The sequence below is a fragment of the Rhizobium glycinendophyticum genome, from assembly GCF_006443685.1.
Lineage (GTDB): Bacteria > Pseudomonadota > Alphaproteobacteria > Rhizobiales > Rhizobiaceae > Allorhizobium > Allorhizobium glycinendophyticum.
Window position 1 is genome coordinate 2,473,238 of record NZ_VFYP01000001.1, and the last position, 14,861, is coordinate 2,488,098.

A 14,861-nucleotide genomic window follows, 5' to 3' on the forward strand; every position below is an offset into this window, starting at 1 on the left:
GCGGGCCGGAAACCTCCCCGGCCCGCGTCACTGGCATCAGGCCTGGCCGACCGCCTTTTCGGCAGCGGCGATCTCTGCAGAACGCTTGGCCACTTCGTCGCCAATCGGCGGGCCCTTGAAGCGCTTGTTCTCGAACACGACCCAGACAATACCGGTCAGAACCAGGAAGCCGATCGTGATCGGCAGCGCCCAGTCGTTCGGTGCCTGAATACCGATGAAGAAGATCAACGCCATGGCAAGGATGCTGAGTACGGCGACGAGCTTGTAGGTGCCGATCCCCATGTTCCACTCACCCATCTTGGGCCACTTCGATGTTCCGATAGCGCCGATGCCGAGCGCGATCGGCAGGGCAAAGGAGAGAAACAGGAAGATGACTGTGCAGGAGACGACGATCGAATAGGCAGGCGTGCCGGCGATCGTGATGGCAGACGTGAACCAGACGAACAGAACCGACAGGATAGCGCCGACCCAGATCGCGGCAACCGGAGTCCGGTGCTTGGGGCTGACCTTGGCGAGTGCCGATGAACCCGGCAGGCCCTTGTCGCGCGAGAAGGCATACATCATGCGCGACAGCGAGGTGACGGTGGCCAGACCGCAGAGGAACTGCGACACGAAAATGAGGAAGTAGAGGATTTCCTCGACGACCGGGTTCATCTGGGTGTCCATGGCCCAGAAGAAGACGTTCCAGCCCTGCTTTGCCGCATCGTCCATGTTCGGGATCATCAGGACGAACGAGCACAGCATGATGTAGCCGAAGAGAGACGACCACAGGACAGCCGAGATCATGCCGCGTGGCACGGATGTCGAAGCCTTAATGGTTTCTTCCGACGTATGGGCCGACGCATCATAGCCGGTAATGGTGTAGATCGGCAGCAGCAGCCCCAGGCCAAAGGCCATCAGAGTCGAGACCTGGTTCGGCCAGACGCCGCTTGCACCTTCCGTGCCGGTATAGTTGGCGAAAGTGAAGAGACGGCTGATTTCGAAGCTCGGCGCAGCCACCAGGCAGGCGATCGTCAGAAGCAGCGCCGTCGCGAAGATCAGGTAACCCGAGAAGTCGGTGAGTTTCGCGGTAAGCCCGATGCCGAAGTGGTTGATCACCGCCTGGAGAGCCGTAATCACGGCAACGAAGGCGACACGGACGACCAGCGTGTCTTCAAGGCCGAAATAGGCACCGAAGGCACCGAAGAAGAAGTAGTAGGTGCCGACGTTGATGGCACCCAGAACAGTGACGAGACCGAGCAGGTTGAGCCAGGCGGCGAGCCAGCCGGTGAAACGGTTGCCGAGGATCGACGCCCAGTGATAGAGGCCGCCGGCCGTCGGATAGGACGAAGCGATCTGGGCGAGACCGAGCGCGAAGACGCCGGAAATCGCGCAGCCGACGAGCCAGCCGATGCCGATGGCCGCACCGCCGACGCCGGACGTGGCCTGGCCGAGCGAGTTGATCCCGCCAGACAGGATGCAGATGATCGAGAAGGAAATTGCGAAGTTCGAGAACGAGCTCATGCGCCGTTCCAGTTCCTGCGCATAGCCCATGGAGTGCAGGATATGAAGATCCTGTTTCTTGTCGGTATCAGAATAGTCTGACATGGCATCCCCCAAAGTGAAGATCGACCGCGGGATTGCGGTGATCGCGTATTTGGCCCGCCGGTTTTTTGTGGCGGTTATTCGCAGCTATGCTGCTCCCCGTGAGGTCGTTTTTATCGTCCCCCGATCGCACTGACCGCATCTGCGATCAGCCCGGCGAGGTAGTCGGCCATGACCTCCTGGTCGACGGAATTGGTTATCAGATCGTTGCGCACCTCGATCATGACGTTGGCATAACCGGCAGGCAAGGCGTGCAGGCGCAGCGTATGGGTAACCCCATCATCCGGCCCATAAGGTGAATTGCGCTCGACGCGGAATCGTCCGGCCTTGGCCGCGCCATCCAGCATTGCATCGGCAAGACGGCTGTCGCTGTCGTGCAGGATGCCGATCTCGACCGCCCGCGGCGTGCCAAAGTAGACCGGCGTGAAACTGTGGACGGTGACGACCACATTCGGTCGCCCCTCTCCGCTACGGCGCGCAAGTTCTGCGCTGATCCGGTCGTGAAACGGAACATAGATTGCAGCCGTCCGGGCATACCGCTCGGCAACCGACAGATCGCGGTTGCCGGGTATCTCGTAGATCTCGCTCTTTTCCGGCATCGCGGCGGGCGATTCCGGCGGACGGTTGCAGTCATAGATCAGGCGGGAAAACCGCTGATAGACCAAAAGCGCATCAAGCTTGGAAGAGAGAAGCCGAGAAAGCTCAAGTGCGCCAGGATCCCAGGCGATGTGGCTGGACAGGGCGTCGCTCGAAAGGCCGAGCGTACCGACGGATTGAGGCAGCAGACGTGATGCGTGTTCGCAGACAAGCACGACCGCGCCGCCGGCACTCACGTTCTCCACGGCTACGGTTTCCCCGTCTGCCGATGTCAGGATCCCTGACCTCACGAGCATGCTGCTGTCCCCCGCGCCTTGAAGGCTGCTTTTGTTGAAGAAGAGAATTCTTCACAGTTGCGCCACTGTCAATCCGGTTCTGAAAAAATCTCTTCAAAGGCCGGTTGACTCAATTGTGACAGCGAGGCTTAATCTTAGAAAAGCCGGCGATAGACTGGTTTGAGGGGAGACTTCGGTCCTTGCTGAATGCGTCCAACACGGTATCGGACGTGATCCATGCCCATTTCAATGGGCTGACGCGTGCTGAGCGACAGCTGGCCGAAAGCCTGCTGGAAAACTATCCCGTGTCCGGGCTCGGCAGCATCACCACGGTGGCCGAGAATGCCGGCGTATCGACCCCGACCGTCGCCCGCATGGTGCAGAAGCTCGGCTACAAGGGCTATCCGGAATTCCAGGCGCATTTGCATCAGGAACTCGAAGCGACGATTTCAAATCCGATCGCCAAACACGACCGCTGGGCCGCCAACGCTCCAAACCGTCACATCCTCAATCGCTTTGCCGAAGCGGTCATGTCCAATCTGCGCGATTCACTCGGGGAGCTGAAGACCGCGACCTTCGATGAGGCTGCTCGTCTGATGGGCGACCGCGACCGCAGCCTCTATTTTGTCGGTGGCCGTATCACTGGAGCGCTCGCCGAATACTTCTTTACACATATGCAGGTGATAAGGCCGAAGACGACACTGATGTCGTCCAATGCGAGCTCGTGGCCACAGCATGTGCTGAACATGCAGAAGGGCGACGTGCTCGTCATCTTCGATATCAGGCGCTACGAGGCAGACCTGACGACCCTTGCCGAAGTGGCGCGCGCCAACGGCGTGGAAATCGTGCTGTTTACGGATCAATGGATGTCGCCGGTCGCGCAATACGCCGCCAACTGTTTCAAGCTCCACATCGAGGCGCCCTCCGCTTGGGACAGCTCCGTCGTGACGCTCTTCGTCGTGGAAGCCTTGATAGAAGCCGTGCAGAGCTCGTCCTGGAACGAGACGCGCGAACGCATGAACACCCTGGAAGGGCTTTTCGAGCAGGCTCGCCTGTTTCGAAAACCACGCTAGGAGAACAGCAAACGGAGGACCTTTTCCGGATTAGGGGCCGAAATAGGGAACAATCGAAACTGGCCATGATATCCGTCACATAACCATAACAATGGGCACATAAGTGAACCGCATCGCTGCCAACCTCAGAGGAGAAACACAGTGACCACCAATCTTCGCAAATTCCTGTCGCTCACGACCGCTCTGGTCATGACAAGCTCCGCCGTCGCCTATGCCGAGCCGAGCGCCGAGCTGATCGAAGCCGCCAAGAAGGAAGGCATGCTGACCACCATCGCCCTGCCGCACGACTGGTGCGGTTATGGCGCCGTCATCGATGGCTTCAAGAAGAAGTATCCGGAAATCACCGTCAACGAACTCAACCCGGACGCAGGTTCGGCTGACGAAGTTGAAGCCGTGAAGGCCAACAAGGACAACAAGGGCCCGCAGGCACCTGACGTTGTCGACGTCGGTCTGGCTTTCGGCCCGCAGATGAAGGCTGAAGGCCTGCTGCAGCCCTACAAGGTCTCCACTTGGGACGAAATTCCGGACACCATCAAGGACGCCGAAGGCTACTGGTACGGCGACTATTACGGCGTCATGTCGATGATCGTGAACAAGGATCTGGTCAAGAACACCCCGGCCGACTGGGCTGATCTGATGAAGCCGGAATATTCCGGTCAGGTCGCTCTCGCTGGTGATCCGCGCGCCTCCAACCAGGCCATTCTCGGCGTTCTCGCCGCTGGTCTCGCCTCGGGCGCAAAGGCTGGCAAGGAAGCCGGTGAAGCTGGCCTGAAGTACTTCGCCGAACTCAACAAGGCCGGCAACTTCGTTCCGGTCATCGGCAAGTCCGGCACGCTCGCCCAGGGCTCGACCCCGATCGTCGTCGCCTGGGACTACAACGCGCTCTCCTGGAAGGACACGCTGGCCGGCAACCCGCCGGTTGAAGTCATCGTCCCGGCCTCGGGCGTCCTCGCCGGCGTTTATGTTCAGGGTATCTCAGCCTACGCGCCGCACCCGAACGCTGCCAAGCTCTGGATGGAATACCTCTATTCCGACGAAGGCCAGACCGCATGGCTCGCCGGCTATTGCCACCCGGCCCGCTTCAACGCCATGTCCAAGGCTGGCAAGATCCCGCAGGCCCTGCTCGACAAGCTGCCGCCGGCTGCTTCGTACGAGAAGGCCTACTTCCCGACTCTCGAAGAAGTCGACGCCAACAAGGCCGCCGTCACGGCTGGCTGGGACAGCGTCGTCGGCGCGAACGTTCAGTAATATCACGCACTAAAATGCCGTCCCGGTCTTGCGACCGGGGCGGCATTTGCATTCAATAGGTTCTGCGGCACACGCGGACGAGGGGCAAGAGACATGTCTTCAAATGAGGTAAGTGCGGGGGCGTCCGAGCGACAGCCATTTCGGCTCCCATTGCACTGGTTGGGGGTCGTCCCCTTCGCCGCTTTCACGATCCTGTTCCTCATCATGCCGACGATGAAGATCGTCATCGGCGCCTTCCAGACACCGGACGGCACATTCACCTTCGAGAACATCGGCAGCCTGTTCACCGCATCGATCCTGTCGGCCTACTGGATCTCCATCAAGATCAGCCTTGCTTCCGCTATCCTCGGCTGCATGATCGGCTTTGCCGTCGCCGCAGCCGTCGTGCTCGGCGGTCTGCCGCAATGGGTGCGCGGACCGCTTCTGACCTTTTCGGGAGTCGCCTCCAACTTCGCCGGTGTCCCCCTTGCCTTTGCCTTTCTGGCAACCCTGGGCCCGCTGGGCATCCTCACCATTTTTCTGAAGACCCAGCTTGGCATTGACCTGCGGGCTCTCGGCTTCAACATCCTGTCCTTCTGGGGCCTGACGGTCACCTATCTGTTCTTTCAGATCCCCCTGATGATCCTGATCATCACGCCGGCGTTGGATGGTCTGAAGCGCGAATGGCGCGAAGCTGCATCGATCCTCGGCGCCACCAATCTGCAATACTGGCGTCTGGTCGCCTTCCCGATCCTGCTGCCGTCGATCCTCGGCACGATCGCGCTTCTCTTCGCGAATGCCTTCGGCGCCGTCGCCACCGCGATCGCCCTCACCGGCTCATCCCTGAACATCGTGCCGATCCTGCTCTTCGCCCAGATTCGCGGCGACGTTCTCGGCAATCCGCATCTCGGTTATGCGCTGGCCTTCGGCATGATCGTCGTCACCGGCATTGCAAATGCTCTTTATATCTGGCTGCGCGCCCGCAGCGAAAGGTGGTTGAAATGAAGCGGCTCTGGGCCTGGGGGGCTCTGATCTTCGGCCTCCTCTACTTCTTCCTGCCGCTCGTCGGCATGACCAATTTTTCGCTCAAGATGCGCCGCGGCGAATATTCCTTCGACGCCTATGCGAAGGTGTTTGCAGACTCGCGTTTCCAGGAAACCTTCACCTATTCGGTGACCATGGCGCTTCTGACCATCGTCTTCGGCATCCTGCTCGTCGTTCCGACCGCATACTGGGTCCGCCTCAAACTGCCCCGGCTGCGCCCCTATATCGAATTTGTCACCCTGCTGCCGCTGGTTATTCCTGCCATCGTTATCGTCTTCGGCTATATCCGCCTCTACAATACCTCGAGCTGGCTGCCGCTCACGGGCTCGGCCCTCGGCACCGATATGCTGCTGATGTTCGGCTATGCGACGCTCGCCCTTCCCTACATGTACCGCGCGGTCGACACCGGCCTTCGCACCATCGACATCGGCACGCTGACGGAAGCCGCTCAAAGCCTCGGCGCCGGCTGGTTCACCATCATTTCGCGCATCATCCTGCCGAATGTGCTGGTCGCGGTGCTCTCCGGGGCCTTCCTGACCTTCGCCATCGTCATCGGCGAATTCACCATGGCCGCTCTTTTGAACAAGCCGGCCTTTGGCCCCTACATGCAGCTGCTGGGCGCCAACCGCGCCTATGAGCCGGCCGCACTCGCCGTCATCGCCTTCGGCATCACCTGGGGCTGCCTCGGTCTGATCCAGCTCGTTTCCCGCCTCCAGAAAACAGCCCCGCGCCAGGCTTGAGGACTTCTTTTCATGACCTTTCTGAAACTCACCCACCTGCAGAAGTCCTTTGGCCCGACCAAGGTCGTGCATGATTTCAACATGGCGATCGACAAGGGCGAATTCATCTCCTTTCTCGGCCCCTCGGGCTGCGGCAAGACCACCGTGCTGCGGATGATCGCCGGCTTCGAGACACCGTCGGCCGGGACCATCGAGATCGCCGGCAAGGACCAGACGAGCCTGAAGCCGAACCAGCGCAATATCGGCATGGTCTTCCAGGCCTATGCGCTGTTTCCCAACATGAACGTCGCCGACAACGTCGCCTTCGGCCTCAAGATCGCGGGCATGCCCAAGGCCGACATCGACACCCGGGTCAAGGAAATGCTCGCGCTCATCCATCTGGAGCATCTCGCCGAACGCTACCCCTACCAGCTCTCCGGCGGCCAGCAGCAGCGCGTGGCGCTCGCCCGCGCGCTTGCCCCGAAGCCCCAGGTTCTCCTCCTCGACGAGCCGCTCTCGGCCCTCGACGCCAAGATCCGCGTCTCGTTGCGCGAAGAAATCCGCCAGATCCAGCAGAAGCTCGGCATCACCACCGTCTTTGTGACGCACGACCAGGAAGAGGCGCTGTCGATCTCCGACCGCATCGTCGTGATGAATGCCGGCAAGGCCGATCAGATCGGCACGCCTTTTGAAATCTACAACCGACCCACCACCCGCTTTGTTGCTTCCTTCGTCGGAACGCTGAACGTGCTCGACGCCGTGGTCGCCGATCAGGGAGCGGGCCTCGTCCGGGTGGGAGACAAGACGCTGAAGATCAACGAGCAGATCCCCGCTGCCAACGGCGCTGCCATACAGCTCGCCATGCGCCCGGAAGCGGGCTCTTTGGCCGATCCGGCAGAGGCCACCATCGCCGGCACGGTGACATCGAGCCAGTTCCTCGGTTCGGTGATCCGCACCCGCGTGGATGTCGGCGGTAAGCCGGTCTCCTTCGACACATTCAACGATCCCGGCAGCACTCCGCCGACCGTCGGTGCGACAGTCGGCGTCAAGATCGACCCCACTGCCTTGATCCTGCTCGCCGAATGAGGACATAAGCAAACCGGCCATCGAAGCAGAGCCCAGACCAAGGAGAGACCCATGCGCGCCATGTACTACGAAACCTTTGGCGCGATGCCCGAGATTCGGACCTTGCCCGACCCGACACCGACGCCCGGTGGCGTCGTGATCGCGGTCAAGGCGACAGGGCTTTGCCGAAGCGACTGGCACGGCTGGATGGGGCACGACCCCGACATCAATCTGCCGCATGTGCCCGGCCACGAATTCGCCGGCACGATCGCAGCCGTCGGCCGCGAAGTGAAGCGCTTCAAGGTTGGCGAACGCGTGACTGTTCCCTTTGTCTCCGGCTGCGGCCATTGCCACGAGTGCCGCTCCGGCAACCAGCAGGTTTGCGAAGAACAGTTCCAGCCCGGCTTTACCCATTGGGGCTCGTTCGCCGAATATGTCGCGATCGATTACGCCGACCAGAACCTCGTCCACCTGCCCGAACAAATCGCCTACGAGACCGCCGCCGGTCTCGGCTGCCGCTTTGCCACCTCCTTCCGCGCCGTCGTCGATCAGGGTCGATTGAAGGGCGGCGAATGGCTGGCCGTCCATGGCTGCGGCGGCGTCGGTCTCTCCGCGATCATGATCGGCAAGGCGCTCGGAGCCAATGTCGTGGCGATCGACATCGCCGAGGACAAACTGGCTCTGGCAAGAGAGCTCGGCGCGAGCACCGTCATCAACAGCCGGGCGGTGCAGGACACCGTCGAGGCCGTGCGTGACATAACTGGCGGCGGCGCGCATGTCTCGGTCGACGCACTTGGGCATCCCCAGACCTGCTGCAATTCCATCACCAATCTGCGCCGGCGCGGCCGCCATGTGCAGGTCGGGCTGATGCTCGGAGAGCATTCGACACCCGCCATTCCCATGGCCCGCGTGATTTCCCAGGAACTGGAGATCTACGGCAGCCACGGCATGCAATCCTGGCGCTATGACGCGATGATGCAGATGATCCTATCGAGCAGCCTGGATCCTGCCCGCCTGATCGGCAGGCGCCTGACCCTGACGGAGGCCGCGCCCGCCCTTACTGAAATGGATCGCTTCGCCGAAAGCGGCATCAGCATCATCGATCGGATGATCTGAAGATCGGCTTGGCTGCGATTTTTGCGGTGACTGCGGAGAAATCCCGTTAACGCCTTTGTGGTGAGATGACCCCATTGTGCAGTGTACGGGGTTTCAGGACCATGGCGAACAAGCCCGCCGAGATCGATCGCCAAGACTTCTTGAAAGAATTCACGCGGTTGAAGAAAGGCTCGGTGACGCGTCGCCACTTTCTTTCGGTCACGGGGATTGCGGCAGCGACAGCGTTCTTAGGCGCCGGCTCAACCTTTACTGCCGCAGCCGAAGCGACGGGACTGGGCCGCAAGGTCACGCTTGCGACCTGGCCAAATTATCACGACCCGCAAACCTTTGAAGACTTCACCAACACGTACGGCGTCGAAGTCGCGATCTCCATCATCGGATCGAACGAGGGGATGATGCGGGCGCTGGAGCTTGGACGAGGCTGGGACATCATCGTCCCAACCCAATATGCCATAGCCCCTTATGTCGAGCGCGGCATGCTGCAGCCGCTGGATCTCGCGCTCATTCCGAACTTCAACCCGGCGACGCATCTGCAGCGCCACCTGTCGCCCTCCATCATCAATGGCGCCAGCTACGCGGTTCCAAAGAATGCCGGAACCACCGGCATGGCCTACAACAGAAGACAGCTATACCCGCTCTCCAGTTGGCGCGACTTCTTCGACGTGGCGATGAACGAAGCCTCGGGGCGCACCATCGTCCACGACTATCAGCTTACGGCCATTGGCAATGCGCTGGTTGCGCTCGGCCATGGCTTCAATTCCTGCGATCCCACCGAACTGGCAGCTGCGGAAGCTCTGCTGATGCAGGTGAAACCGCATCTGCATTCGATCGACAGCGATTATCAGCCGGCAATGCGCGCGGGCGAAGCCTGGCTCACCATGTGCTGGAGCAACGACGCCTATCAGATGGCCGAGGGAGGCGATATCGGGTTCAATCTCGGCTCGGACGGAGGTGAGATCTGGACCGACTTCTTCGCCATTCCCTCCCAAGCCCAGAACCCTCGCGGCGCCCACGCGCTGATCAACCATTTGATGGATCCGAAAACGGCAGCGCAGGAGCACCTGTGCAATGGCGGAACCATCGTCGATAGCAGGGTCAAGGCCTATCTGCCGGAGGAAGTCCTTACCAATCACATTACCCAGCCGGACGAGGCAAGTCTCACGCCGCTCGAATTCGGCATTGCCCAGGTGCTGACCGACCCCATTCGCGCCGACATCATGAACCGGTTCCGCAGTGCCGGCGGCTGACGCCAGAGACTTCCCGTGACAGCCATTAAGAGGCAGCCCGAGCGCGCCTCGCCATGCCAACTGACGGATGCCCCATGCCCCGCATTTCCATCATCGACACGATCTCCGACCCAGGAAAACAGGGCCGCGCCAACGAAGACAGGCTCGGCTACAACTCCCATTCCGCTTTCGTGCTGGATGGCGCGACGGGGCTCGGCGAGCGGCAGTTCATGGAGGGTTTTGGATCCGATGCCGCCTGGATCGCCGAGTTTGGGACCATCCGCCTTGCTGAGCGCCTGGATGCCATTTCTGCCCCGGCGACAGTGCTCCGGCAAATTTCCGAGGAGGCCCACGCGGTCTTTACGGCGACAGCTGGCGATCAACCCCGTTACGCCTGGCCGCTCTGCAGCCTGACCGGACTGCAGGCAACGCCATCGGGTTTCCGTTGGTTCGGCCTCGGCGACAGCTGTATGTACATTCTGCATGACGACGGCCAGTCCGATTTCGTCATCCCCATTCCTGGTGCCTATGAATGGGAACAACAGCAGGCTGCCAAACACATCGCCCGCCTCGGCGGCATCGGTTCGGCCGGCGTCGCCAATGACGATCCGGAAACGCTGGAGGACCTGCGTCGCGGCCGCGCCCGCCAGAACACACCCGAGGGCACGACCTGGACATTCGGCATCGTGCCCGAGGCCGCCGATCACCTGGCCATCATCGACGTACCCGTCCATGGCGGCGGTGCGACCGCCATCCTCTGCTCGGACGGCGTGGCTGACCTGGTCGCGCTTTACAAGCTGTACGATCCCGCCACGCTGATCCAGCGGGCCGCGACCGCGGGGCTGAGATCACTGGTCACGGAGCTTCGCCACTACGAGCGAGAACTCGATCCGGATGGACTGAAATTCCCCCGCTACAAGCAGAGCGACGATGCAACGGCGATTCTGCTCAGGCTGGAGGCGTAAAGGCAATTAGGAATCTGCCTCAATAACTTACTGCCGAATTCGGAATCGGTTTGTGAAGGAGTTTACGCAGAGGGTGAGCGTTTTGTTGGCCCCTCATCCGCCCCTTCGGGGCACCTTCTCCCCGTAAACGGGGAGAAGGTCCGGGCAGGGGATGAGGGGCAAAAGCACCCATTAACCGGTTACTCTGCCGCCTTAGGCACATAGTTCAACACCGGCCCTAGCCAGCGCTCGACTTCACGCACCTCCATACCCTTGCGGGTGGCATAGTCCTCGACCTGATCTCGCTCGACCTTGGCAACGCCGAAATAGTAGCTTTCGGGATGGCCGATATAGAGGCCTGACACGGACGAACCCGGCCACATGGCATAGCTCTCCGTCAGCGTCACCCCGGTCGCCTTGGTCGCGTCGAGCAGCGAGAACAGCGTCACCTTCTCCGTATGGTCGGGCTGCGCCGGATAGCCGGGCGCAGGGCGGATACCGCCATAGGTTTCCGAGATCAGCTCTTCGGGCGTCAAGGCCTCATCCGGCGCATAGCCCCAGAATTCGCGGCGCACCCGCTCATGCATGCGCTCGGCAAAAGCCTCGGCAAAACGGTCGGCCAGCGCCTTCACCAGGATCGAGGAATAATCATCATTCGCCCGCTCGAAGCGCTCGGCAATCGCCACCTCTTCGATACCCGCTGTTACCACGAAGCCGCCGACATAATCCGGAACGCCGGTCTCCAGCGGCGCGACGAAATCGCTGAGCGCCACATTCGCCCTCCCTTCGCGCTTGGCGATCTGCTGGCGCAGCGTGAAGAAGGTCGCGAGTTCTTCCCGGCGGCTATCGTCCTTGAACAGCCGGATATCGTCACCCACGGCATTGGCCGGCCAGAAGCCGATCACGGCACGCGGACGGAACCAGCTCTCCGCGATGATCTTCTCGAGCATCGCCTGGGCGTCGGCATAGAGCTGCCGGGCCGCCTCGCCCTGCTTCTCGTCTTCCAGAATAGCCGGGAAACGCCCCTTCAGCTCCCAGGTCTGGAAGAAGGGCGTCCAGTCGATATAGCGGGCAAGCTCGGCCAGATCATATTGCTCGAAGACCTTGGTACCGGTGAAAGCAGGCTTCGTCGGCTTGTAGGCGCTCCAGTCCAGCTTGGCGGCATTCTCCCGGGCAGATGCCAGCGACTGGCGCTGCTTCTCGGCCTCGGCGCGCGCATGCGCTTCTGCCACCTTGGCATATTCGCCCCTGATGCCCTCGACATAAGCGTCGTTGCCGTCTTCTGCCAGCAGCGAGGAAACGACGCCGACAGCACGGCTGGCATCGGTGACATAGACCGCCTGCCCCGCCTTGTATTGCGGATGGATCTTCACGGCGGTATGCACCCGGCTCGTCGTCGCACCACCGATGAGCAGCGGAATGTTGAAGCCCTGCCGCTGCATCTCGGCGGCCACATGCACCATTTCGTCGAGCGACGGCGTGATCAGCCCGGACAGGCCGATCACATCGACATTCTCCGCTTTCGCCACTTCCAGGATCTTGGTGGCCGGCACCATGACACCGAGATCGATGATCTCGTAATTGTTGCAGGCGAGAACGACGCCGACGATGTTCTTGCCGATGTCGTGCACATCGCCCTTCACCGTCGCCATCAGCACCTTGCCCGCCGCCTGACGCTCGCCGGTTCCACCGTTCAGCCGCTTTTCCTCTTCCATATAGGGCAGCAGCACGGCCACGGCCTGCTTCATCACGCGCGCCGATTTGACCACCTGCGGCAAGAACATTTTTCCCGCCCCAAAGAGGTCGCCGACGACATTCATCCCGGCCATCAGCGGCCCTTCGATGACATGCAGCGGACGCTCGGCCTGTTGCCGCGCCTCTTCCGTATCAACATCGATGAATTCGGTAATGCCATTGACCAGCGCATGTTCGAGCCGCTTTTCGACCGGCCATTCGCGCCAGCTCATGTCCTGCGTCCGGGTCTTGGCCTCACCGGTGCCGCGATAACGCTCGGCGATCTCCAGCAGCCGCTCGGTGCCGTCCTTGCGACGGTTCAGCACCACATCTTCGCAGGCCTCGCGCAGATCCGGATCGATGCTCTCATAGACCGCCAGCTGGCCGGCATTGACGATGCCCATGTCCATGCCCGCCTGGATGGCGTGGTAGAGGAAGACCGCATGCATGGCTTCGCGCACCGGCTCATTACCGCGGAAGGAGAAGGAGAGGTTCGAGACACCGCCCGAAACATGCACCAGCGGCATTTCCTGCCTTATCGTCCGCGTCGCCTCAATGAAGTCGACGCCGTAATTGTCGTGTTCCTCGATCCCGGTTGCGACCGCAAAGATATTGGGATCGAAGATGATGTCCTCAGGCGCAAAGCCTGCCTCTTCCGTCAGGATGCGATAGGCGCGGCGGCAGATCTCCACCTTCCGCTCATAGGTATCCGCCTGACCCTTCTCGTCAAAGGCCATGACGACGACCGCGGCACCGTAATTGCGGATGAGCTTCGCCTGCGCGATGAAATTCTCCTCGCCTTCCTTCAGCGAGATCGAGTTCACCACGGCCTTGCCCTGCACGCATTTGAGGCCAGCTTCGATGATCGGAAACTTCGACGAGTCGATCATGACCGGCACCTTGGCGATGTTGGGCTCCGCGGCAATCAGGTTGAGGAACTCCACCATGGCCTTTTCGGAATCGATCAGGCCCTCGTCCATGTTGATGTCGATGATCTGCGCGCCGTTCTCCACCTGATCGCAAGCGACGGCGAGCGCTGCCGTATAGTCGCCCGCCGTGATAAGCTTGCGGAACTTGGCCGAGCCGGTGACATTGGTGCGTTCGCCGACATTGACGAAGGGAATGTCCTTGGTGAGTTCGAACGGCTCGAGCCCCGACAACGACATGAAGGGTCGATGCTCGACAGGCGCACGCGGCGCCCTGCCCTTCACGGCCTCGGCAATGGCGGCGATATGCGCAGGCGTAGAGCCACAGCAGCCACCGACCACATTGACGATGCCCTCTTCGGCAAAGCCTGCAACGAGTTCCGCCATCTCTTCCGGACTCTGGTCATAGCGGCCGAATTCGTTCGGCAGGCCGGCATTCGGATAGGCAGAGATGAAGGTATCCGCGACGCCGGACAATTCCTGCAGATGCGGCCGCATGGCGTCTGCCCCGAGCGCGCAGTTGAGGCCCACCGCGAACGGCTTGGCATGGCGCACGGAATTCCAGAAGGCCGTCGGCGTCTGGCCCGACAACGTGCGGCCGGAAAGATCGGTAATCGTGCCAGAGATCATCACTGGCAGGCGAATGCCCTTGGCGAGAAAACGCTCTTCGCAGGCAAAAATCGCCGCTTTGGCATTCAGCGTATCGAAGATCGTCTCAATCAGGATGAGATCGGCGCCACCATCGATCAAGCCGTCGATCTGCTCGCCATAGGCAATGCGCAGGTCGTCGAAGGAGACGGCGCGGTAGCCCGGATTGTTGACGTCAGGCGAGATGGAGGCCGTTCGGTTGGTCGGCCCGATGGCACCGGCGACGAAACGGCGCTTGCCGTCCTCGCGCTCAGCCCGCCAGGCCGCCCGGCGCACGAGTTCGGCGCCATGACGGTTGAGGTCATAGACCGCCCCTTCCATCTCGTAGTCGGCCTGAGCGATGCGGGTCGACGAAAAGGTGTTGGTTTCGAGAATGTCGGCACCCGCCATCGCATAGCGGAAATGGATGTCCTCGATGGCGTTGGGCTGGGTGAGGATCAGAAGGTCGTTATTGCCCTGCTGATGGCAGGCGCAGCCGAGGAAGCGCTCGCCGCGGAAATCCTCTTCGGTAAGGCCGAGCCCCTGGATTTCGGTGCCCATCGCGCCGTCGAGGATCAGGATGCGTTCGCGCGCCGCCTGTTGCAGCGCCTTTAAGATCTCCGCTCCGTCCCGGGCAGCACCGTTACGGCCGAACAGTGAATCGAGCATCTGCGAAGTCTCCTATTGTGTCTGCGACATTCGCC

At 61.3% G+C, this 14,861-nt stretch carries 11 protein-coding genes; 8 read left to right on the forward strand and 3 right to left on the reverse strand.

The genetic code is table 11. The features are described 5' to 3' along the window. Positions 1-36 precede the first annotated feature (36 nt). Entirely contained in the window at positions 37-1,587 is a 1,551-nt protein-coding gene (locus FJQ55_RS12065) for an amino acid permease (protein WP_140828210.1), read from the reverse strand. Positions 1,588-1,697: 110 nt separating this feature from the next. Further along, a complete protein-coding gene (locus FJQ55_RS12070) occupies positions 1,698-2,477 on the reverse strand; it encodes an N-formylglutamate amidohydrolase (protein WP_140828212.1) in 780 nt (259 codons plus the stop codon). A 179-nt stretch (positions 2,478-2,656) separates the two neighbouring features. On the opposite strand from FJQ55_RS12070, the gene FJQ55_RS12075 reads away from it, so the two are divergent. The 8 genes from FJQ55_RS12075 to FJQ55_RS12110 all read left to right on the forward strand — a co-directional run bounded on the left by FJQ55_RS12075 (position 2,657) and on the right by FJQ55_RS12110 (position 10,891). Further along, positions 2,657-3,529: a MurR/RpiR family transcriptional regulator gene (locus FJQ55_RS12075; protein ID WP_062279101.1), complete on the forward strand. Its 873-nt coding sequence runs from the start codon at positions 2,657-2,659 to the stop codon at positions 3,527-3,529. A gap of 189 nt (positions 3,530-3,718) precedes the next feature. Beyond that, positions 3,719-4,777 (forward strand): ABC transporter substrate-binding protein, encoded by a 1,059-nt coding sequence (locus FJQ55_RS12080; RefSeq protein ID WP_413813659.1) that lies wholly within the window; start codon positions 3,719-3,721, stop codon positions 4,775-4,777. A 93-nt stretch (positions 4,778-4,870) separates the two neighbouring features. After that, a complete protein-coding gene (locus FJQ55_RS12085; RefSeq protein ID WP_140828216.1) occupies positions 4,871-5,761 on the forward strand; it encodes an ABC transporter permease in 891 nt (296 codons plus the stop codon). After that, positions 5,758-6,540 carry an ABC transporter permease gene (locus FJQ55_RS12090; RefSeq protein WP_140828218.1) on the forward strand — a complete coding sequence of 261 codons (783 nt, stop codon included), beginning with the start codon at positions 5,758-5,760 and terminating at the stop codon, positions 6,538-6,540. The genes FJQ55_RS12085 and FJQ55_RS12090 overlap by 4 nt, the downstream gene beginning before the upstream one ends. 12 nt (positions 6,541-6,552) lie before the next feature. After that, complete coding sequence (locus FJQ55_RS12095; protein ID WP_140828220.1) at positions 6,553-7,605, forward strand: ABC transporter ATP-binding protein; 1,053 nt, start codon at positions 6,553-6,555, stop codon at positions 7,603-7,605. 51 nt (positions 7,606-7,656) lie between these two features. Beyond that, the gene (locus FJQ55_RS12100) at positions 7,657-8,700 is read left to right on the forward strand and encodes a zinc-dependent alcohol dehydrogenase family protein (protein ID WP_140828222.1); all 1,044 of its coding nucleotides are present in this window, start codon (positions 7,657-7,659) and stop codon (positions 8,698-8,700) included. 101 nt (positions 8,701-8,801) lie between these two features. Next, positions 8,802-9,947: an ABC transporter substrate-binding protein gene (locus tag FJQ55_RS12105; protein ID WP_140828223.1), complete on the forward strand. Its 1,146-nt coding sequence runs from the start codon at positions 8,802-8,804 to the stop codon at positions 9,945-9,947. Between the two features lie 74 nt (positions 9,948-10,021). Beyond that, the gene (locus FJQ55_RS12110) at positions 10,022-10,891 is read left to right on the forward strand and encodes a protein phosphatase 2C domain-containing protein (protein WP_140828224.1); all 870 of its coding nucleotides are present in this window, start codon (positions 10,022-10,024) and stop codon (positions 10,889-10,891) included. Positions 10,892-11,070: 179 nt separating this feature from the next. Here FJQ55_RS12110 and metH read toward each other — a convergent pair whose 3' ends face one another. Then, positions 11,071-14,826, reverse strand: a complete 3,756-nt coding sequence (gene metH, locus FJQ55_RS12115; RefSeq protein ID WP_140828226.1) for a methionine synthase — start codon at positions 14,824-14,826, stop codon at positions 11,071-11,073. Between the last annotated feature and the right edge of the window lie 35 nt (positions 14,827-14,861).

Bases quoted from the DNA above. Each gene is read 5' to 3' on its own strand.
- FJQ55_RS12065 (WP_140828210.1), bottom strand. From the start codon at position 1,587: ATGTCAGACTATTCTGATACCGACAAGAAACAGGATCTTCATATCCTG.
- FJQ55_RS12070 (WP_140828212.1), bottom strand. From the start codon at position 2,477: ATGCTCGTGAGGTCAGGGATCCTGACATCGGCAGACGGGGAAACCGTA.
- FJQ55_RS12080 (WP_413813659.1), top strand. From the start codon at position 3,719: ATGACAAGCTCCGCCGTCGCCTATGCCGAGCCGAGCGCCGAGCTGATC.
- FJQ55_RS12085 (WP_140828216.1), top strand. From the start codon at position 4,871: ATGTCTTCAAATGAGGTAAGTGCGGGGGCGTCCGAGCGACAGCCATTT.
- FJQ55_RS12090 (WP_140828218.1), top strand. From the start codon at position 5,758: ATGAAGCGGCTCTGGGCCTGGGGGGCTCTGATCTTCGGCCTCCTCTAC.
- FJQ55_RS12095 (WP_140828220.1), top strand. From the start codon at position 6,553: ATGACCTTTCTGAAACTCACCCACCTGCAGAAGTCCTTTGGCCCGACC.
- FJQ55_RS12100 (WP_140828222.1), top strand. From the start codon at position 7,657: ATGCGCGCCATGTACTACGAAACCTTTGGCGCGATGCCCGAGATTCGG.
- FJQ55_RS12105 (WP_140828223.1), top strand. From the start codon at position 8,802: ATGGCGAACAAGCCCGCCGAGATCGATCGCCAAGACTTCTTGAAAGAA.
- FJQ55_RS12110 (WP_140828224.1), top strand. From the start codon at position 10,022: ATGCCCCGCATTTCCATCATCGACACGATCTCCGACCCAGGAAAACAG.
- metH (WP_140828226.1), bottom strand. From the start codon at position 14,826: ATGCTCGATTCACTGTTCGGCCGTAACGGTGCTGCCCGGGACGGAGCG.